Below are 18,201 nucleotides of genomic sequence, written 5' to 3'. Positions count from 1 at the left end.
CATTCGATGCGAGCGAGAAAAAGGTCCCGGCGTGCTCGCCGGTGTCGCGACGCCCACGCTCTGGCTTCTGAAGACTGCAGCGTGAGAATTCACTGTATATAGTGTATTGCCACAGATTTAGAGGTCAGTACGTCCCGTACTCACTCCCGATGAGCACGGGGTTTTTGCCGCGCCGTCCCGGACCTATCGACCGTGCCATCCGAACAGAACGCGCTGGGCGGCGAACTGGAACCGTGTAGCGAGGACCCGACGACCGGCTATCTGCGGGACGGCTGCTGTCGCGATATCGACGGTGATCCGGGCCGTCACGAGCTCTGTGCGGTGATGACCGAGGAGTTCCTCCAGTACAGCAAGGCCCAGGGTAACGACCTGATCACGCCGCGCCCGGCGATGGAGTTCCCCGGTCTCGAACCGGGTGATCACTGGTGTCTCTGCATCGGCCGCTGGGTCGAAGCGAAGGAGGCAGACGCCGCGCCGCCGGTCGTCCTCGAAGCGACCAACGAGTCCGTCCTCGATACGGTGCCGTTCTCGACGCTACTCGAACACGAGTACGAAGCGTAGCCCTTCTGCGCGAACTATCGGCCGCTTCGACGACTCTCTTCGACGAGCGGGGGCAACAGCCCCACAGGTGCTAGCGGCGTTCGATGAGAGCCGTTCCCGGCGAGCACCCCGGTCTCTGGGACGGTACTGCTCAGGCGGCGTCCGTCGACGCGTCGTCGAGCACGAGCGGGTCACCGTCCCACGTGATGTCGAGTTGCTGTCGGGAGAGATACGGCGCGAGTGCAGTCCGGGTAACGAGGCCGTGATACTCGCCGGATTTCTCGACGACTGGCAGGACGGAGACGCCCGCTTCCCGCATCCGATCCGCAGCCAGTCCGATCGGCGTTGCCGGCGGTATCGTCACGACTGGCGTCGACATACAGCTTCGGACCTGGTGGGCGACCCCGCCCTCGGCGACGGTTGCAACGATATCCGATTCGGTGACGATTCCGGCGAGTTCGTCCGACGACTCACGGACGAGCAATGCGGGCACATCCGGGTCTCGGAGCACGCTTGCCGCGTTCTCGATCTGACAGTCCGGCTGGATCTCCGGCGCTCGATCCGACGCCTCTCTGATCACGGGAATCTCGATTATAGTAGAATCTCACGGCCGCTCTGATTTATTTTGCACCGACAAAGATCTATTAATCCCTAATACTCTGTGGAGGCATACTGACGACTCGAATCGCGATCTGTCTCTCGGTCAGACGAGCAGCCAGGCGAGTATCTGGACCACTAGCACGACGAGCATCGTGGCTACGGTCGGTAACGGCGAGCGTCGTCGCGTGTACCAGAGTGTCCCCCAGGCCAGAAACGGGGTCGCCACAAGCGCGGTGACAGAGATAGGGTCCGGCAGGACCGTTGCCCCGAGCGCGACCGGCGACGCGACTGCGACGACTGCGACCCCGGCGTACAGTTGGCGGAGCCGTCCCGCGTCCCACCGCGTGGCCAGGGTGTACTTGCCGACCGCGGCGTCGGCCGTCCGGTCGGGCCAGGTCGTATCGAGCAGGTTCAGAAAGACGACGACGGTAAACGGGAGGCTCGCGGCGACTGCGGTCGCCGAGACCGAGCCAGTCGCCACGGTGTAGCCGTATACCGGAAGCACGAGGCCGCCTAGCAGTGCGTTATCGAGTTCGCCCCAGCCGTTCCAGGCGAGCGCGAGCGGCGGCAGTGAGTACTGCCAGCCGAAAACGAGGATGACGGCGAGCAGGGCAACCACGGTCGGAGAGAGCCGTTCGTAGAGCAGTACGACGGCGAGCACTGCCGCCACGAACGCTCCCACGGTGGCCTGTGCGGCGAGGCGTCGTGGCAGACCGGTCGCGTGCAGTGCGCCGCTCCCGCCCGAAAACGGCGTCCTGTCGGTCAGGGCGTCGGTCTCGTAGTCGGCGTACTCGTTGGCGTAGTGGACGCTCGCGGCGACGAGGAGCAACGGGGGATGCCCGCCCGCAGTGCAGTCCAGTCGACGGTCTGGTGGACTGCGTGTGCGACCACTGCACCGAACCCGTAGACACCGAAAATGAGCAGTAACTGTGTCGGTCGGGCCATTCCCCACAGCGCGCGGAGCGTCCCAGTGACCCGGTTGCCCTCCTGCACGGTTACGCTTCGGCGTCGACCAGGTTAGCGACGATTTCCAGCAGTTCGTCCACGCTCGGGCGGTCTGCGGGCATCTCCCCGCGGTCGATATGTGCGACCGCCGGGCTGGTACCCCGGCTGTCGATGACGACTGTCTCGGGCATCCGGCCGATGATGTCGTGGAGCGAACCGAGCACGCCGAATCGCGTCGGTTGGCCGTAGGCGTCCGCGGCGTCTTTCCGTTCGTCGGCGAGCAGCGGGAACGGCAGGTCGTACTGGTCGTTCCACTTCTGCGTGCGGTCGGCAGGCTCCGGCAGCACCGAGACGACGTCGGCACCGAGTGCCTCGAACTCGTCGTACCGGCGAGCGATCTCCTGGACCTGCTCTCGGCAGTTCCCGCAGTGGTAGTCCCGCTGGAACAGCAGCACGATAGCGCGGCGCTCATCCTCGACCGCGTACTCCGAGAGCCGGAACGGATCGGGTCCAGTCGCGACGTTTGGTAGCTCGAAGTCCGTGAGTGTCGTGCTCATACCGTCGGATAACGGCGGCGACGGAATACCGCTGTCGGAAGCGGCGAGCGCTCTCGCTGGCGTATCAGCGATGCACGGCCGCGTCAACTATTTTCCTGCGAGCGCCCAGCAGACGCTATCCGTGAGCAATACTTCGGGACGTACCGCTGGCGAGTCCTCCCTCCCACCATCCGACCTCGTCGCGCTCTCCGGTGATCTGCTGGGTGCTGTGCGTACCGACGGCTCAGTGGACGAGTACGTCGAGCAGGTTGCCGCCCTCGACGAGTCCTCGCTAGATCGACTGGGCGACGATCAGGATGCCCTGAAGGCGTTCTGGATCAACTGCTACAACGCGGCCGCTCAGATCGGACTCCAGGAGCTTTCGGATCCGCTCGACGACAAGCGCGCGTTCTTCGGCGACCGGCGGTTCGTCGTCGCCGCCACCCCCGGAGCCTCGACGATATGGAACACGGGATCCTCCGCGCCTCCATGTCGAAGTACGGCCTCGGCTACCTTCCGTCGCTGTTCCGAGACGAGTTCGAGCGCCGGCACCGACTCTCCGAGGTCGAGTATCGGATCCACTTCGCGGTCAACTGTGGCGCGTCGAGTTGTCCCCCATTCGTAGCTATCACGCCGACCGGATCGACGAGGAACTCGATATCGCCACCGCGTCGTATCTCGAAACGGAGGCCGAGTACGACCCTGACGCCGGCACCGTCTCGGTCCCGCGGCTTCTCCTCTGGTACCGCGGCGACTTCGGCGGTCGGGACGGAGTCTACGACCTCCTGCATCGCCACGAGGTCGTCCCCGAGAACGAACGCCCCAGCGTCAGCTACCGGAAGTACGACTGGACGCCCGTCGCGGGGATGTACGCGGACGCGACCGAGTGAGTCGTCACTCGCGTATTCGTTCGACCGTGTAGGTCAACCCGACTTCGTTCGTGTTGTTCTCGTCCGCGTAGCGTTTCGCATCGGTGCGGGTCTCGAACGGTCCCGCGACCTGGTCGCCCTCGAGCGTCACGTAGTACTCGCTCATCTCCTCGAACGGGGGAACGGCGGGGATAAAACCGTTGTGGCCGCGGCGAGCAGGATAGCGCCCTGCAGACCGTCTACGAGCAGGGTGGAGCTATCTTCGAGCACCAACGATGACCGCTCACTCGTCGAGATGTGCCACGACGCACTCCCGGCCGAGTATCGCCACGGTGCCGTCGATTTCTATCTCGGTCACCGCACAGTTGCCGACGTCGATGTCGGCAATCGACTCGATGATATCCAGCCCCCGCAACTCTCCGAGAACGACGTGTATCGGCCCGCCGTGGGTTACGACGACGACCGTTTCGTCGTCGACCTCGGCCTGGAGCGCGTCCCAGGCATCGAGCACCCGCTCGCGGAAATCTATCCAGCTTTCGCCACCCTCCGGCCTCGCCTCGGCCCCCGCGTAACCGGCCTCGACGACGGAGTACTCCGGGTAGCCATGGAAGAGCGCCTCGTAGCCGAGACCCTGCAGGACGCCGAAGTCCCGCTCGCGCCACGCACGACTGGTCGTCACGTCGTCGACGTCCACCGCACGCCGTATTTCCCGGAGCGTCTCGACTGTGCGCCGCAAATCCGACGCAACGATCCGGTCGACATCGTACCTGTCTGCGAGATGCTGGCCGAGCGCGGCCCCTGCACCCGTCCCCGCTCGTTCAGGCCGACTGGGGCCCAGCCCTGTACCCGCTGCTCGTCGTTCCACTCCGTCTCGCCGTGGCGGACCAGCACGACCGTACCCATCGTCGCTCCGTTTGGACGCTGGCGAAAAGTATCTTCTGTCGGGGAAGAACCGACGGACCGGCCGTATCGATTGGCTTCTCTAAACGTTCGGCCAGTTCTTCAGCCAATGTGCGACCGAATCAGATATTCGTGGAGAAACACTACACGGACGGGCGAATATTGGGTGATTCTATACACTGGTTATACTGGCTGTACTCGATGGTATCGATGGACGACGCGGAGCTACCAGACGAGTGGAGTCGAGACGAGCGGTACGACCGACTCGCACGTCGGTCGGGGAACGACCCGAAGTACGTCGGCTACGTACACGATTCGGGCGACGTCCGGATCCACGTCGCGTTCCCCGAAGCCGAGAGCGGTGACAGAGGCACGTACACCGTCTTCGTGACGCTGTTTCCCTACACCGAACTCTCGGAGTCAGGGGAAGTGCGCGCCGTGACCACCCGCGACCGCTCCGAAGAGATCGCTCACGAGTTTATGAAGCTATTCGACGGCGTGTATGACGGTCCTGAAAACATCGAAGAGGCCATCGACTACGCCCTTCAGCGGACCCGCCCCCGGACGTCGCGGATACCTCTCTGATCAACGAGAACGGGCAGCGATAACGTCCTGGGCGAGCGCAAACGACGGACGGCTCTCTGGGTGTTCCGTCTCGATTATCTACCGGTCCACTTGACCAACTGCAGCGTCCCCTCGAACAGTCCGACCATCGTAATCGCGACGAGTAGCGGGGCCATCCCGGTCGGATCGGGGCTGAACAGGAACGCGACGCCGAGGAACGCGCCCCAGAAGTACAGTCGGTTCTCGATGAGCCACTCCCGCGAGGTGAGCCCCATCATGATCGCCAGCATGATCAACAACGGAATCTGGAACACGATCGCCATCAGCCCGAGCATCGTCAGGATGAGCCCGAAGGTATCACTCAGCCCGAAGGCGACGAACATCTCCTCGGCGCCGTTGGAGTAGTACAGGAAGTACTCGAACAGACCGGGCAGGATGAGGAAGTACGCAAACGCCATCCCGACGACGGCGAGTACGAGGCTGGTCGGTATGGCAGCGAGGTAGTACCGCCGTTCGTGGGGGTACAGCCCGGGCCGCATGAACAGGTACGTCTGGTAGACTCCAATCGGTAGTGCGAGGGTTAGCCCGCCGATGCTCGCAAGCTTCAGCTCGGTCAGCTTCAACTCCAGCGGCCCGTAGACGTGTGGTCTCGCGATTTCGGCCTGCGGCAGGACGTCGAACCACATGTAGATGATGACGTCCGATGCGAACGGGAAGAGGGCCAGGGTCACGATTGCGGCCGCGAACAGCACGACTGCGAGCCGCTGGATCATCTCCTCGATGTGTTCGGTCAGCGGCATCTCCTCGTCGTCCGGCGGCGTCTCGGGGGCGTAGTCGTCGTCTCTCTCGTGAGCGGGCAACTCCGTCGTCGCGTGGCTCCCGTCAGTCCGCGCCGCGCCTGCCGTGTCCGCGTCAGGATCGTGTGCCGTTTTGACGCCCGTCTCGGACTCGTCTTCGGCTTCGTCGTCCGGTTCGGGTTCCTCGTCGCTATGCTCCGATCCTTCGTCGACCTCGTCGGTCGGCTCCGACTCTTCGGTTGAGTCGGTCTCGGCATCTACGGGGTCGTCGTCGCCCGCTTCCGACTCCTCGTCGGAGTCGGTCTCGTGCTCTACCGACTCGTCGGCGTCCGGTGTTGGCTCTTCATCCCCGACTTCATCGTCCGGTGCCCGCTCCTCGTCGTCCTCGGAGTCTGCGTGCGCGTCGCTCGTGGCGTCGTCGTCCGATTCGGTCTCGCCGTCGGACGCCTCGCCGCCCGTGGCGTCGCCGTCCGCTTCGGCGTTCTCTTGCCACGGGGGCTTTGATCGACTGTCCCAGTTCTCCGCGGCCGCGTTCTCGTCGCCGGAGCCGTTTCCGGCGGAGTCCGCGCCGTCGTCACCGGTCTCTTGCTCGTCCGCGGCGGAATCGGGATCACTCTCTGCGCCCGATCTATCGGGAGTAGCGTCGCTATCCGGCGACGAGTCGGGTCCGGAAGCGTCCTGCGTCTCGTCGTCGGGGAGGTCCTCGTCTTCTTGCTCGGTCGGATCCTCGCCCATCTGATCGAATGTAGGGCCACGATCCGTTATAGGCCTTTTTACTGCAAACCCGGAGAAGAAGATTGATAACGGCAAGCGGTCAAGTCCCGGTAGTCTATGAGTTCGGCCGTCGACGACGACACGGCCCAGACGATCGCCGAGGGGCGCGAGACGATCGGTGGGATTCTCACTGGCGCACAGAAGCATCTCCAGAAGGCGTTTATCGCCTTTGTTATCGGGATGATGGGGACGATCTGGGCGATGCGGATCTACGTCTGGAACTTTCTCGAAGCCAACACGAAGTCCCGGATGAGCGAGGCGGTCGCCGCCAACACTGATATCGTCGTCCGGACTCCCTTCGACGTCATCCTCCTACAGATCAAGATCGGGCTAGTCGTCGGTGCGCTGTTTACGCTCCCGGTGATCCTCTACTACGGCCGTGAGGCAATCCTCGAACGCGCCGAAGACGCGGTCCCGATCAATCAACGCCGGATCGCCGGTTTCGCTCTCGCCATTCTCACACTGTTCGTCGGCGGTATCGTCTACGCCTACGCATTCTTCTTCCCGTTCATGTTCGAGTTCCTCGCGACGAACGCGACGAACGCGGGGATCAAGCCAGCTACGGTATCGTCAGATACACCGAGTTCATCATCCTGTTGACACTCTCGTTCGGTCTCGCGGCCCAACTCCCGCTCGTGATGGCCGTGCTTTCGTACACCGAAATCGTCTCGTATGAGACGTTCCGCGACAAGTGGAAGTACGCGGTTCTGGGCATCTTCGTCTTCGGGATGATCTTCTCGCCGCCGGACCCCTTCACCCAGATCATGTGGGGCGTCCCGCTCGTGACGCTGTACGCGGCCAGTCTCGGTCTCGCCAAGGTGATCACGAACGTCAAGCGGGCCGGACAGGCACCCGACGCCGTCGACTCCGGGAATTTCCGCCGGAAGGCACTGACACTCGGCGTCGCCGTGGTCGGTGTCTTCGCCGCCGCGTTCGCCTTTCTCTCGCTGGGTGGGATCGAACTGCTCAATCAGCAACTGCTTCCACGACTCCCCGAACTGCTTCGTCCCGGCGGTGAACTCACTGCCGGTGAGACGGTCGACCAGGCCGTCATTGCGCTGCAGGTCGCCGTCTTCACGGGCCTGCTCGGCGTCGCCTACTACACGCTGCAGGTGCTCAAAGCGCCCGTCCAGCCGAAGTACTCCGAGCGCGGCGTCGGCGGCCCCGCTCCCGCGAGCGCCGGCAAACCGGCCGAAATCGATCTCGCGGAACTCGATGCCGGTGGGATCAGAGCGGCACCGCCGGAACCGTTCATCGACCTGACCGAAGACGAGGCGCTCGGCCTCGCAGAGGCGGCGATGGAGGACGACCGGCCGGAGAAAGCGCAGGCCATCCTCGACCGGTTCGACGAAGTCGAGGAGGCACACGAGGCGGCCGCCCCGGCCGAAATCGACCTCGCAGAACTCGATGCCGGCGGGGTCAGAGCGGCACCGCCGGAACCGTTCCTCGATCTGACCGAGGACGAGGCGGTCGGCATCGCACAGACGGCGATGGAGGACGACCAGCCGGAGAAAGCGCAAGCGATCCTCGACCGGTTCGACGAGATTCAGGAGGCCGAACCGGCCGCGGGCGAGAGCGACGACGCGGCCACCGCCGGCGTTCAGGAGGACGACTCCTCGAACGTCGTCACCGACACCGCAACCGGGATGCTCAACCCGTTCCTGGAGGAAGACACCGACGAGGAGGAACTCGGCGGCTACTTCTACGATATGCGGTTTATCGTCGAGAGCCTCACATCGAAAGTGTTCCGCATCTTCGGCGTCTTCACCGTCGTCTTCGTCGGCCTGTTCATGTGGCTCTACTCCGGCGGGATCGGAACGATCCGCGAGCAGTTCCTCGCCCGCGTGCCGGCGGAGCTACGGACTGACGTCCAGCAGGCCACCGCGGCAGGGATCACCCGCCCGACCTATCTACCGGGCGTCGAGGTCAACGAGGCGTTCTCGGCGACCGACGAGGTCATCGCGCTCCATCCCGTCGAAGTGCTGATCTTCGAGGTGCAGGTCAGCAGCATTATCGCCCTGGTAGCCGTGCTCCCGATGATCCTCTACTACGCCTGGCCAGCGCTCGAAGAACGTGGGCTCGTCAGCAGCGAAGGTGGCTCCCGTAGCGTGTTCTACGCCTGGGGTATCTACCTGTTCGCCAGCCTGATCGGCGGGAGCCTGCTTGGCTTCTTCGTCATCGCGCCGGGGATCATCTCCTATCTGGTGACTGACGCCATCGACGCCGGCGTGGTCGTAGCGTTCCGGCTGAGAAACTTCTTCTGGATGGTGTTCTTCCTCACCGCTGGGATCGGGTTGCTCGCGAACATCCCCATGACGATGTGGCTGTTTGCCCGGAACGACATCATCTCGTTCGAGTCGATGTACGACCGCTGGCGGATCGTCACCATCACCGTCTTCGCGCTCTCGGCGGCGTTCTCGCCCGGTGGGCTGTTCACCATGATGTTGCTCGCTATCCCGACCGCTCTTGCCTACCTGATCGGGCTTGCGATCCTCTGGGTGCTCACACTGCCGCGACGGAAGATCGGCCGGCGTGGGGAGACGCCGTCCTGATCGATCCCTGCGAACCGTCTCATAATCGACAGTCCGTCTGCTCTCGGTAGTGACAGTCGCCATTCTCATTAGGGGCCGCGAGTATCCTCTCGTATGCCAAAGATCAGCGTCGAGGTTCCGGCGGAACTACTCGATGACCTCGACGACCACGTCGGGGAGGACGGCAAGTACGTGAACCGTAGCGAGGCGATCCGCGCCTCGGTTAGAAAGAACCTCGATATTCTCGACGAGATCGACGAGCGTCACGGCCGCCTGGATTCCGAGGACTAGTCGATCCGTTCCGCGAAGCCGAACTGCGATTTGACCGCGTCGACCCGCACGTCGACGGTCTCACCGATCTCGGTATCCGGGACGAACAGCCGAAAACCATCGACGCTGGTGATGCCGTCGCCCTCGCTCCCGACGTCCTCGATGGTCACGGTCAGTTCCTCGCCCGCTCGGACCGGTGCGGTCAGTCGTTCCTTCGCGACGAGGTAGACCTCGGAAGACTCGTCACGGGAGGCGTCCGGTGTCATCGTCCGGACGTATTTGAACTCCTCGTCGATGTCCTCGCGAAGCGGTTCCAGATCCTGGCCCTGGAAGATCTTCACTGCGAGGTCGCCGCCGCTGTCGAGCACGTCGAGCGCCGTCTCGAAGGCCATCCGCGCGAGGTGGGCCGAACGGGCGGCGTCGAGGTGGTACTCGCCGGTCATGTTCGGTGCCATGTCGGAGATAACGGTGTCGACGTCGCCTGCGACGTCGCGGACCTGCTCGCGGGTGTCCTCTTCGGTCATATCCCCGCGAACCGTCTTGACGGTCGCTTCGGACTCGATATCGTCGATCCGCTGGCGGTCGACGCCGATCACCGTTCCCTCCTCGCCGACTTCCTCCGCCGCGACCTCCATCCACCCGCCGGGGGCGGCACCGAGGTCGACAACCACGTCACCCTCGCCGAGAAGGTTCTCGTCGCGGTCTAGCTGTTTGAGCTTGAACGCCGAACGCGAGCGGTAGCCCTGCTGTTTCGCCCGATTGTAGTATTTGTCTTTCCGCGCCATCTGATTGTCTCTATTTGTCCGGCCGGCCGTATACGCACTTCGCTTGCCGTGTTCCATCTCCGGGCGCTCTGCCCTACGCGCGAGCGCGAACGCGTGGGTTTTTATGGGGTGGGGCTACAAACTGTTGGTATATGTTCAAGGCGATCGTTAGCGCGGAGACGCTCAAAACGGCACTCGACTCCGTGAGCGTGCTGGTAGACGAGTGTAAGATCCATCTCGACGAGGACGGCATCTCTATTCGTGCGGTCGATCCGGCCAACGTCGGCATGGTCGACCTCTCGCTCGACGCGGTGGCGTTCGAGTCCTACGAGGCTGATGGCGGCCTGATCGGTGTCAACCTCACTCGACTCGAAGATATCGCCGGGATGGCCGACTCCGGTCAGCTTATCGAACTCGAACTCGACGAGGAGACACGCAAACTTCACATCCAGATCGACGGACTGGAGTACACCCTCGCGCTGATCGACCCCGACTCGATCCGCCAGGAGCCCGACATCCCGGATCTGGATCTCCCCGCGGAGGTCGTCATCGAGGGGAAGGATATCGACCGTGCGGTGAAAGCCGCCGATATGGTCTCCGATCACATCGCGCTGGGGGTCGACGCGGCCGACGAACAGTTCTACGTGCAGGCGGCCGGAGACACCGACGACGTCCACCTCGAACTCGACGAGGAGGACCTGATCGATCTCCAGCCTGGTGACGCAGAGTCGCTGTTCAGCCTCGACTATCTCAAGGATATGAACAAAGCGATCGCCAACGACGGCGAAGTGACGATGGAACTCGGCGAGGAGTTCCCCGTAAAACTTCACTTCGATATCGCCGAGGGCAATGGCAACGTCACCTTCATGCTCGCTCCGCGGATCCAGTCGGACTGAGGCCTGCTGCCAGTTCTCACTCGCTGGGTTGAAGACGACCATTTATTACTCTCCACACACCACATACGACCACGTCGAGCGGTAAAACAACCGCAAATCGCGACGTAAATAACCATCTTCCGTGAAGAATCTATGACAAAGTCAATCGCAGTCAGCAACACGCCGTTTATTAAAGAAGACGTAATCAGTGAACAGCTCTCATCGATCGATCATGAACTCGTCCCTATCGAGACGGGCGACGCAGACGCCATCGTCGAGGCCGATCCGAACGCAGTGATCCTCGACGTGAACACGGCCGTCGGTGCCGATCTGATCGATCAACTCGACAGTCTTGAGATCGTCGCAAGAGCCGGGACTGGCTTCGACAACGTCGACGTCGAAGCCTGCGAAGCGGCCGGGATTCCAGTCGTCAACGTCCCCGGCTACTCGACCAACGAGGTTTCGACCCACGCCTTCTCGCTCCTCCTTGCATGTCGCCGGACGCTCGTCGAGTACGACCGTGAAGTGAAAGACGAGGAGTGGAACTGGATGCCGGACCGTCCGTTCCCGCGGTTTTACGGTTCGACCCTCGGCATCGTCTCGTTCGGGACGATCGCCCGTCGAATCGCCGAACTCACCGAAGGGTTCGATCTCGACCTCGTCGTCTACGACCCGTACGTCGACCAGGAGGTCGCCGACGAGTACGACGCCGACATCGTCGAGTTCGACGAACTGCTCGAACGCTCCGACGCGGTGACGATCCACGCACCGCTGACCGAGGAGACCCACCACATGTTCGATGCCGACGCCTTCGACACACTGGCCGACCACGCCATCGTCGTCAACGTCGGCCGGGGCGGGATCATCGACGAGGAAGCGCTGTACGAGGCACTCGTTGACCGCGATATCTTCGGTGCGGGCCTCGATGTCCTCGAAAAGGAGCCACCGACTGGCTCGCCGCTACTGGAGCGGGACGATGTCGTGCTCACGCCCCACGCAGCGTGGTACTCGGCGGACTCGCATCAGGATCTAAACGAGATCGTTTCAGGAGACGTGCTGCGCGCGCTGCAGGGCGAAGAGCCCGAGAACACGGTCGAGCCGAAAGGCTGGTAGCCCGGCCCAGTGGCCGTCGATCACTCGTTTTGCTGCGACCGCTTTCTCCTTCCAGCCGTAGCCCTCCTCGTGGACGTGCTCTTTCGTGTCGACGAGTTCCTCCGGCGAGGACTCCTCGAACCCGCCGCGGGCCCACGTGCCGCTCTCGTGGAGCCAGTCGATGACGTTCTCGCGGGTCTCGGGCCAGTCCAGACCGACCATCTCGAACCAGGCGATCAACGCGAAGATGCTGTTGTCGTGACAGCCAGGTACGGAGCCCTCCTCGTAAATCGTCTTGACGGGGTCGTGTGTGGGCGTGCTGACGCGTTCTTTGCGCTCTTCGGGCGTCAGTAGCTCCAGCACGCCGTCGGCCTCGCGGACGCGGTGTTCGCGCTGTAACTGATCGAGTGCCGCGGCGTGGAGGCCACTCCAGCGCGCGTCGACTGTCTCCCGGAGCGCCGACTCGGCGCACGGCTCGGCCGACAGGACGGCCAGAATCGCGGTGTACGCGTGTTCGATCTCGCGCCACTCCGTCCCCGAGAATCGGCAGTCCGGCTCGTGGAGGTTGTTCGTCGTCCGGCAGCCGGGACACGGATACGCGAAATACGACGTCACACCCCTCCATAGGACGTCGTTAACAAAAATGGTTGTCGGATCGGTCGTTTTATCCTACCGCAACCGCAATCCGGGAGCGATGAAGCGCCTCTACGCGCGGTACCCCTTCCTCGACGATGCCCGCGAGGCCGTTGAGGCGGCCGAGGTCGACCTGGTCGAACTCGTGAACCGGGACGGCGCGACCGCCGTCGAACGGGCCGTCGAGCGCGTCGACGCCGCGCTGAGAGAGGGTACGATCGGCGAGTCCCACCGTCGCAGCCGCGTCGAGTTGCTCTCCTACCCCATCGCCCGCGTGCTGGTCTCGCTCGTCGACGAACACGTGCTGATCCGCAAATACGCTCACGCGGAAGCGGCCGCCGCTCGCGAGCGGTTCGAGGCGGATCTCTCCGCGGACGATCAGCTCAAAAGCACCAGCGGCGAGCGCCTCTCGGTCGACCGCCTCCTCGCAGAGTTCGATCTGAACGATGATATCGAGGAGACGACCGAGGGCTACCGGGTTGCAGTCGGTCGGTATCTCCGACTTGCGGCTGATCTAGACGGCGAGGACTGGCGGCTTGTCAACCGGGCGCTCTCGGACGGGACCGTACCGGTCGAGGAGACCGAACTGCACGACCTGCTCCAGCAGGCGATCCGCGACCGGATCGCCGAGGGGCTTCCCCTTGCAGTTCCGGAGGCCATCGCGACGGGTCTCGACGAAGCCGTCGGCCGGATCGACGACTCGCTCGCTGACCGCCAACTCAGCACTGACTTCGATGCCGTCCGCCCCGACCTGTTCCCGCCGTGTATGCGCGCGCTGCTCGACCGGGTCGACGAGGGCGAGGACCTCGATCCACCGGGCCGGTTCGCGCTCACTGCCTTTCTGGCGAGTCTTGGGCTGTCGCCCGAGGAAGTCGCCGACCTCTCCACCGGCGAGTCCGCCGACGGCGAAGCCACCCGCTATCAGGCCGCACATCTGGGAGAAGACGGGGCGGGCGAGTATCCGCCGCCTGCTGTGCGACGATGGACGCCTTCGGAATCTGCGTCGACAAGGACGAGCTATGTTCAGAGATCGATCATCCGCTCACCTACTACGGCGAGCGCCTCGACGCCGCCGAGTCTACTGCTCGAGACTGAGATCGGGATCTTCGTCGGATTCTTCCTCTTCGCCGCTGACCTTGTACGCCAGCAGTACGCCGACTCCCGCCATCAGCAGAATGAAGAAGATCACGCTACCGACGAGCATTATTCCGCCCTGCTCGGTCAGTGCGCCCTCTGTCGCGTAAGTCGACCCGACGAACACCATCGTAGCGATCATCAGCGCAACTGCTCCGACGGCGCCGACGATCTCGATCACTCGTTCCCGCTCGATATCCATACCTGATCGAACCCACGGGCCGATCAAAAGCGCTTCGAAGGCACTGTATCGGCTTCCGAGAACCCGTTTCCGGAACCCCCGGAGCAACCGCCCCACGTCGGCGATTGCCGAAATCCCGGCACTGAGGCGCGAATCCGCTGAGGTCGGGAACTCCCAATGTTTACACTATCTATTAGTAGACAAAATTTAACAATATTTATTACGAACCGCGTGCATATCTTTACTCGTAACACTGGTGATCAGCCATGCAGAGCGGACCAGCCAGTTCCTGGATGCAATCCCTGGATTTCCCGAGTCGACTCTTCAGAACCGGTAGTAACGACTTCGAACTGTACGAAGAGGACGACGAGTTCGTCCTGAGCGTCGAGATGCCGGGCTTCGATCCCAGAGAGATCGACGTCTCGTGGGACGATGGAGTTCTCAACATCGCCGGCGAGCAAGAGGACGAACGACGCGGCGAGCGCCGGACCTATCACCGGCGGTTCCGGTTCCCGAAGACGGTCAACGACGACGAGATCGAAGCCCAGTATACGAACGGCATCCTCGAAGTGCGACTGCCGGTCGAGACCGGTAGTGAGGTCACCGGCAAAGAGATCGAGATCCAGGCCTGATCGCGTTGTCGTCCGACCGTATCGAATTTTTCAGGGGTGATCAGCATGCAACTGACAGTGAAGCAACTCAAAAACCTCGATCCCGGTAGCGGAATGGCTGTCATCGACCGTGAAGTACTGGGTGAACTGGGCGTCAGCAGCGGTGACTTCGTCGAGATCAGCGGCCGAGACGGGGGACGGACGGCTTCGTCGGCGCGGACATCGAGGCGGTCTGTCGAGAGGCGGCCCAGATCGCCGTCCGGCAGTACGTTCTGGAGGCGGAGAGCGACGCGAGCGTCGAGGAGATAGAGGTCACGGCCGAGCACTTCGAGACGGCGCTCGACAAGGTCGATACGACGGCCCCCTCAGTCGAATCCACTGGTCAGCGTCACCACCCACTGTCCGGCGTCGTATTCCGAGCGGACCTCGATGTGCGTCACCCATTTCACCCACTGGAACCCGCGCCGACCGGGCGCGATAAGTCGGGCCGGCGCGCCGTGTCCGTGGCTCAACCGCTCCTCGCCGACGTGCGTCGCGAGCAGGGCGTCCTCCGCCTCCGCGAGCGGGAGACTCCACCGGTAGCCGGTGACCGAGACGAACCTGACGTAGGCCGCTTCCTCGTCGATTTCGCCGGCCGCGTCCAGCAGGTCGCTGACCCGGATCCCGCGCCACTCCTGGACCGTGTACCAGCCGCTGGTGCAGTCGAGCAGCGCTTCCGTCTCGTGGCCCGCGGCCAACTCCTCGGCGTCGAGTTCGATGGGGTTGGCGACTGCCCGTCGACCTGTAGCCGGTACGACTCCCGGTCGATCGGATCGGGATCGTCGGCGACCCACGACGTGATCGGGAACGCGCCGTTTCCGTCGCCCTCCCGCGGCTGTGAGCCGCTGAACCGACGATCCGAACCGGCGGTATCGAGCAGCTCGTTGACGCCCTGTTGAAGCCGATACGCGGCAGCGCCCGCGCCCAGCAGCACAGTGTATCGCAGGACGGTGCGCCGACGCTCGAAGTCGGCTCGGCGAGGGAGCCGGAACCGCGTCGACGCGTGTGCAACTACGAGCAGGAGCAACACGAGCCCGAACCCAACGTGGACCGACAGCAGGGTCCAGTAGGAGATCCGTATGTCGAGTCCAAAGACCCAGAGGATCCCCGTCGAGAGCGCGCCGACGGCGGCGACGAGCGTCAGGACAGACAGCGCCGTCGACCGCTGCCACAGGCTCGGATCCGTGAGTCGCCGTCGAACGCGTGCGAGCTTCCAGACGAGCAGGCCGACGATAGCGAAGCCGAGCGCGCGGTGCAGCCAGAAGAGCGGCCACCCCTCGGGAACACCGACGGTAAAGGAGACGAGACCGGTACCGACCTCCGCGGAGACGAACAGCAGCAGCGACCAGTCGACCGCCCGTGGCGGCGGCTCGAACCGGTCGAGCGCGTCACGGAGTCTGGCTCTCGCTCCCATCTCAACTGTGGTACGTGCTAGCGAGACAAAACGATACGGTCGCGACGACGAAACGGTGTCGGCTACCGATGTGTGGATCTGCCGATCTCCGCGTTTATACGGGCTGAACAAGCCTTACACTCGTTCAGCCCTTATCTGTAGGTATGACGCACTCTGCACACACACCCGCGTCAGCAGCCCTCCTTGACGCCCCGATCGACGACCTCGACGACCGCTCCCGGCGAGCGCTGACCGAACGGATGTCGGTTCGTTCGATCGGCCGCGGCAGCTACGAGGTCGTCAGCGCGGGCGACGAATCGTATCTCGTCGATCTACCGGCAGGCCGCTGTACCTGCCCGGATCACCGCTTCAGGGGTGAACGGTGCAAACACGTCCGGCGGGTCGCTATCGAGATCACGGCCGGACGTGTTCCGGGGCCCGATCAGATCGCTGTCGACTGCGAGCGCTGTGGCGAGACCCTGTTCATGGATCGTACAGTACCCGAACCCTACCTCTGTCCGACCCACGAACTTGGCGTCGGGGACACTGTGTACGACCGCGAGATGGGCGACCGACTGCTCGTCGTCGGCCTCTCGGAGCGCCGGGCCGACGAGGTCTCTATCTCCGCGGCACGCGGGACCGTCGCAGAGCACTACTCGAACCGCGCGTACGACGCCGACGACCCGGTGGTCTCGGTGGTCTATCCACAATCCTTCGAGTTGACCGAGGACGGGCCGGTCCCCGACTCCCTGACCGTCTACTCGTTCCCCCGCTCGCGGCTCTCGACGACGCCGCCCGCCGATACCGCCTGAGCCGTCGTACCGTCCGTCAGCGGCGCTCGATCCGCATCTCCATCCCGTCGGCGGGATGCATCGTCAGCGAGCCACGCAGGTCGAGCGGGCCGTCGTCGACGCGGTCGAGCGTCCACTGATCCGCAATCGACGCCAGTACCATCGTCGCCTCGACGAGCGAGAACCGCTTGCCGATACAGCTTCGCGGCCCGGCACCGAACGGGAAGTAAGAGAACTGCGGGTTCGACGGCGACTCCCAGCGCTCCGGTCGGAACGTCTCGGGATCCTCGAAGTTCTCCGGATCGCGGTGGACCGCCCACTGGGGCAACATGACCAGCGATCCTTCCGGCACCGCATAGCCGCCGAGTTCGACGTCCTCTGTCGGCTGTCGGAACATCGTGTACACCGGCGGGTACAGCCGCATCGCCTCATCGAGCACCCAGCGCGTGTACTCCAGTTGCGGGATGTCGCCCATTCCGGGCTTGCCCTCGACCACGTCGTCGACCTCCTCGTGAAGCCGGCGCTCGGCCTCCGGGTTCTCCGAGAGCAGGTACAGCGCGTAGGTGAGCGTTAGCGCGGTCGTGTCGTGGCCGGCGAGCAGCATCGTCATGGCCTCGTCGCGCACCTGCTTGTCGTCTATCTGGCCGTCGTCGCGCGCACGGAGCAGGATCGAGAGCAGGTCGTCGCCGTCGAGCCCCTCGGCCGTCCGCTCGGCGACGACGTCGTCGATGACGCCCTCAAGGGTCTCTATCGCCGCGTGATACTGTCGGTTCTCCGCGGTTGGCAGCCAGTCCGGGACGACTGCGCGTCGCGGATCCGGCTCGAACCGGCGACCCAGCGGCTCCAGGTTCTCCTGGACGGTCCGGGTTCGCTCCGGCCCGAGTTCGGTGCCGAACATCGCGTCGACGATTATCTCGACGGTCACCGTCGCCATCTCGACTTCCATGTCGCGCACCTCGCCGTGGCTCCAGCCGTCGACGAGATGCTCCGCCCGAGTGGCCATCATTTCCGTCAGTTCGTTGATCCGTTCGGGTGCAAAGGCTGGCTGGGCAGCTGGCGCATCTCCTGCCAGAACGTGCCCTCGCTCAGCAACAGGCCGTTGCCCAGCAGGTCCTCCATCGCGTCGCTCTGGAACTTGGGCTTTCGGAAGCGGTCCGGTTCCGCGACGAGCACCTGCTGGACAAGCTTCGGCGAGGAAACCATATACGTCTCCTGTGGCCCGAGGTCGAACGTCGCGACGTCACCGTAGGCATCGCGAACTGCGGACATGAATCGGAACGGGTCACGCGAGTAGTAGGGCGTGGTCCCGACTACCGGGAAGTTGTTTGGACCTGGGGGCTTTGGCTGCATTTGTCCGTATAT

19 protein-coding genes and 5 pseudogenes are annotated in these 18,201 nt (G+C 63.8%); 12 read left to right on the top strand and 12 right to left on the bottom strand.

Annotated features, from left to right (window positions below; translation table 11 throughout):
• The first annotated feature begins 192 nt into the window (after positions 1-192).
• On the top strand, positions 193-561 hold the full coding sequence (locus ACFQH2_RS01520) for a DUF2237 family protein (protein WP_377056156.1): 369 nt from the start codon (positions 193-195) through the stop codon (positions 559-561).
• Positions 562-691: 130 nt separating this feature from the next.
• On the opposite strand, the gene ACFQH2_RS01515 is transcribed toward ACFQH2_RS01520, so the two are convergent.
• The 4 genes from ACFQH2_RS01515 to ACFQH2_RS01500 form a co-directional block, all read right to left on the bottom strand.
• Positions 692-1,120 (bottom strand): CBS domain-containing protein, encoded by a 429-nt coding sequence (locus ACFQH2_RS01515; RefSeq protein WP_377056154.1) that lies wholly within the window; start codon positions 1,118-1,120, stop codon positions 692-694.
• A 123-nt stretch (positions 1,121-1,243) separates the two neighbouring features.
• Positions 1,244-1,969, bottom strand: coding sequence for a prenyltransferase (locus tag ACFQH2_RS01510; RefSeq protein WP_377076370.1), 726 nt, complete (start codon positions 1,967-1,969; stop codon positions 1,244-1,246).
• Positions 1,903-2,133: a hypothetical protein gene (locus tag ACFQH2_RS01505; RefSeq protein ID WP_377076369.1), complete on the bottom strand. Its 231-nt coding sequence runs from the start codon at positions 2,131-2,133 to the stop codon at positions 1,903-1,905. The genes ACFQH2_RS01510 and ACFQH2_RS01505 overlap by 67 nt, the downstream gene beginning before the upstream one ends.
• A gap of 2 nt (positions 2,134-2,135) precedes the next feature.
• Positions 2,136-2,642, bottom strand: a complete 507-nt coding sequence (locus ACFQH2_RS01500; protein WP_377056150.1) for a peroxiredoxin family protein — start codon at positions 2,640-2,642, stop codon at positions 2,136-2,138.
• Between the two features lie 312 nt (positions 2,643-2,954).
• Here ACFQH2_RS01500 and ACFQH2_RS01495 point away from each other — a divergent pair.
• Positions 2,955-3,200: pseudogene (locus ACFQH2_RS01495) on the top strand (hypothetical protein); the annotation flags it as partial.
• Positions 3,201-3,229: 29 nt separating this feature from the next.
• Positions 3,230-3,511, top strand: coding sequence for a hypothetical protein (locus ACFQH2_RS01490; RefSeq protein WP_377076368.1), 282 nt, complete (start codon positions 3,230-3,232; stop codon positions 3,509-3,511).
• Between the two features lie 4 nt (positions 3,512-3,515).
• On the opposite strand, the gene ACFQH2_RS01485 is transcribed toward ACFQH2_RS01490, so the two are convergent.
• The 3 genes from ACFQH2_RS01485 to ACFQH2_RS01475 form a co-directional block, all read right to left on the bottom strand.
• Positions 3,516-3,656 (bottom strand): hypothetical protein, encoded by a 141-nt coding sequence (locus ACFQH2_RS01485; RefSeq protein ID WP_377056146.1) that lies wholly within the window; start codon positions 3,654-3,656, stop codon positions 3,516-3,518.
• Between the two features lie 117 nt (positions 3,657-3,773).
• On the bottom strand, positions 3,774-4,226 hold the full coding sequence (locus ACFQH2_RS01480; protein ID WP_377076367.1) for a histidine phosphatase family protein: 453 nt from the start codon (positions 4,224-4,226) through the stop codon (positions 3,774-3,776).
• Positions 4,166-4,393 (bottom strand): histidine phosphatase family protein, encoded by a 228-nt coding sequence (locus ACFQH2_RS01475; protein WP_377076366.1) that lies wholly within the window; start codon positions 4,391-4,393, stop codon positions 4,166-4,168. The genes ACFQH2_RS01480 and ACFQH2_RS01475 overlap by 61 nt, the downstream gene beginning before the upstream one ends.
• Positions 4,394-4,591: 198 nt before the next feature.
• Between ACFQH2_RS01475 and ACFQH2_RS01470 the strand changes: the two genes are divergently transcribed.
• Positions 4,592-4,975: a hypothetical protein gene (locus tag ACFQH2_RS01470; protein ID WP_377076365.1), complete on the top strand. Its 384-nt coding sequence runs from the start codon at positions 4,592-4,594 to the stop codon at positions 4,973-4,975.
• Positions 4,976-5,049: 74 nt separating this feature from the next.
• Here the strand turns inward: ACFQH2_RS01470 and ACFQH2_RS01465 are convergent, their stop codons facing one another.
• Entirely contained in the window at positions 5,050-6,486 is a 1,437-nt protein-coding gene (locus ACFQH2_RS01465; protein ID WP_377056140.1) for a twin-arginine translocase subunit TatC, read from the bottom strand.
• Between the two features lie 96 nt (positions 6,487-6,582).
• Here ACFQH2_RS01465 and tatC point away from each other — a divergent pair.
• The 3 genes and pseudogenes from tatC to ACFQH2_RS01450 form a co-directional block, all read left to right on the top strand.
• Positions 6,583-7,244: pseudogene (gene tatC / locus ACFQH2_RS01460) on the top strand (twin-arginine translocase subunit TatC); the annotation flags it as partial.
• A 9-nt stretch (positions 7,245-7,253) separates the two neighbouring features.
• Complete coding sequence (locus ACFQH2_RS01455; RefSeq protein ID WP_377076958.1) at positions 7,254-9,077, top strand: twin-arginine translocase subunit TatC; 1,824 nt, start codon at positions 7,254-7,256, stop codon at positions 9,075-9,077.
• 93 nt (positions 9,078-9,170) lie between these two features.
• Positions 9,171-9,347 (top strand): ribbon-helix-helix domain-containing protein, encoded by a 177-nt coding sequence (locus ACFQH2_RS01450; protein ID WP_377056136.1) that lies wholly within the window; start codon positions 9,171-9,173, stop codon positions 9,345-9,347.
• Here the strand turns inward: ACFQH2_RS01450 and ACFQH2_RS01445 are convergent.
• A complete protein-coding gene (locus ACFQH2_RS01445; protein ID WP_377056134.1) occupies positions 9,344-10,111 on the bottom strand; it encodes an SAM-dependent methyltransferase in 768 nt (255 codons plus the stop codon). The two genes, ACFQH2_RS01450 and ACFQH2_RS01445, sit on opposite strands and share 4 nt — an antisense overlap.
• Before the next feature lie 131 nt (positions 10,112-10,242).
• On the opposite strand from ACFQH2_RS01445, the gene ACFQH2_RS01440 reads away from it, so the two are divergent.
• Positions 10,243-10,986, top strand: a complete 744-nt coding sequence (locus ACFQH2_RS01440) for a DNA polymerase sliding clamp (RefSeq protein ID WP_377056132.1) — start codon at positions 10,243-10,245, stop codon at positions 10,984-10,986.
• A gap of 132 nt (positions 10,987-11,118) precedes the next feature.
• Positions 11,119-12,078 (top strand): C-terminal binding protein, encoded by a 960-nt coding sequence (locus ACFQH2_RS01435; RefSeq protein WP_377056130.1) that lies wholly within the window; start codon positions 11,119-11,121, stop codon positions 12,076-12,078.
• Between the two features lie 9 nt (positions 12,079-12,087).
• Here the strand turns inward: ACFQH2_RS01435 and ACFQH2_RS01430 are convergent.
• Positions 12,088-12,672: pseudogene (locus tag ACFQH2_RS01430) on the bottom strand (hypothetical protein); the annotation flags it as partial.
• Between the two features lie 79 nt (positions 12,673-12,751).
• Between ACFQH2_RS01430 and ACFQH2_RS01425 the strand changes: the two are divergent.
• Both ACFQH2_RS01425 and ACFQH2_RS01420 read left to right on the top strand, forming a co-directional pair.
• Complete coding sequence (locus ACFQH2_RS01425) at positions 12,752-14,032, top strand: DNA primase regulatory subunit PriL (protein WP_377076364.1); 1,281 nt, start codon at positions 12,752-12,754, stop codon at positions 14,030-14,032.
• Between the two features lie 266 nt (positions 14,033-14,298).
• Positions 14,299-14,637: an Hsp20/alpha crystallin family protein gene (locus tag ACFQH2_RS01420; RefSeq protein WP_377076363.1), complete on the top strand. Its 339-nt coding sequence runs from the start codon at positions 14,299-14,301 to the stop codon at positions 14,635-14,637.
• 344 nt (positions 14,638-14,981) lie between these two features.
• Here the strand turns inward: ACFQH2_RS01420 and ACFQH2_RS01415 are convergent.
• Positions 14,982-16,069: pseudogene (locus tag ACFQH2_RS01415) on the bottom strand (molybdopterin-dependent oxidoreductase).
• A gap of 143 nt (positions 16,070-16,212) precedes the next feature.
• Between ACFQH2_RS01415 and ACFQH2_RS01410 the strand changes: the two are divergent.
• Complete coding sequence (locus ACFQH2_RS01410; RefSeq protein WP_377056118.1) at positions 16,213-16,860, top strand: SWIM zinc finger family protein; 648 nt, start codon at positions 16,213-16,215, stop codon at positions 16,858-16,860.
• Positions 16,861-16,876: 16 nt separating this feature from the next.
• On the opposite strand, the pseudogene ACFQH2_RS01405 reads toward ACFQH2_RS01410, so the two are convergent.
• A pseudogene (locus tag ACFQH2_RS01405) lies at positions 16,877-18,189 on the bottom strand (cytochrome P450).
• Positions 18,190-18,201 lie beyond the last annotated feature (12 nt).

Origin of the sequence: Natronoarchaeum sp. GCM10025703 (genome assembly GCF_042661985.1) — an archaeon.
Taxonomy (GTDB): Archaea; Halobacteriota; Halobacteria; order Halobacteriales; family Natronoarchaeaceae; genus Natranaeroarchaeum.
The sequence above is the reverse complement of the archived record's forward strand: the minus strand, read 5'-3'. Positions and strand labels throughout refer to the sequence as shown.

What these genes read in the sequence shown, in the direction of transcription:
- ACFQH2_RS01475 (WP_377076366.1), bottom strand. Translation starts at nt 4,393, where the DNA reads ATGGGTACGGTCGTGCTGGTCCGCCACGGCGAGACGGAGTGGAACGAC.
- ACFQH2_RS01465 (WP_377056140.1), bottom strand. Translation starts at nt 6,486, where the DNA reads ATGGGCGAGGATCCGACCGAGCAAGAAGACGAGGACCTCCCCGACGAC.
- ACFQH2_RS01425 (WP_377076364.1), top strand. Translation starts at nt 12,752, where the DNA reads ATGAAGCGCCTCTACGCGCGGTACCCCTTCCTCGACGATGCCCGCGAG.
- ACFQH2_RS01485 (WP_377056146.1), bottom strand. Translation starts at nt 3,656, where the DNA reads ATGAGCGAGTACTACGTGACGCTCGAGGGCGACCAGGTCGCGGGACCG.
- ACFQH2_RS01470 (WP_377076365.1), top strand. Translation starts at nt 4,592, where the DNA reads ATGGTATCGATGGACGACGCGGAGCTACCAGACGAGTGGAGTCGAGAC.
- ACFQH2_RS01420 (WP_377076363.1), top strand. Translation starts at nt 14,299, where the DNA reads ATGCAATCCCTGGATTTCCCGAGTCGACTCTTCAGAACCGGTAGTAAC.
- ACFQH2_RS01500 (WP_377056150.1), bottom strand. Translation starts at nt 2,642, where the DNA reads ATGAGCACGACACTCACGGACTTCGAGCTACCAAACGTCGCGACTGGA.
- ACFQH2_RS01445 (WP_377056134.1), bottom strand. Translation starts at nt 10,111, where the DNA reads ATGGCGCGGAAAGACAAATACTACAATCGGGCGAAACAGCAGGGCTAC.
- ACFQH2_RS01410 (WP_377056118.1), top strand. Translation starts at nt 16,213, where the DNA reads ATGACGCACTCTGCACACACACCCGCGTCAGCAGCCCTCCTTGACGCC.
- ACFQH2_RS01440 (WP_377056132.1), top strand. Translation starts at nt 10,243, where the DNA reads ATGTTCAAGGCGATCGTTAGCGCGGAGACGCTCAAAACGGCACTCGAC.
- ACFQH2_RS01435 (WP_377056130.1), top strand. Translation starts at nt 11,119, where the DNA reads ATGACAAAGTCAATCGCAGTCAGCAACACGCCGTTTATTAAAGAAGAC.
- ACFQH2_RS01450 (WP_377056136.1), top strand. Translation starts at nt 9,171, where the DNA reads ATGCCAAAGATCAGCGTCGAGGTTCCGGCGGAACTACTCGATGACCTC.
- ACFQH2_RS01455 (WP_377076958.1), top strand. Translation starts at nt 7,254, where the DNA reads ATGATCTTCTCGCCGCCGGACCCCTTCACCCAGATCATGTGGGGCGTC.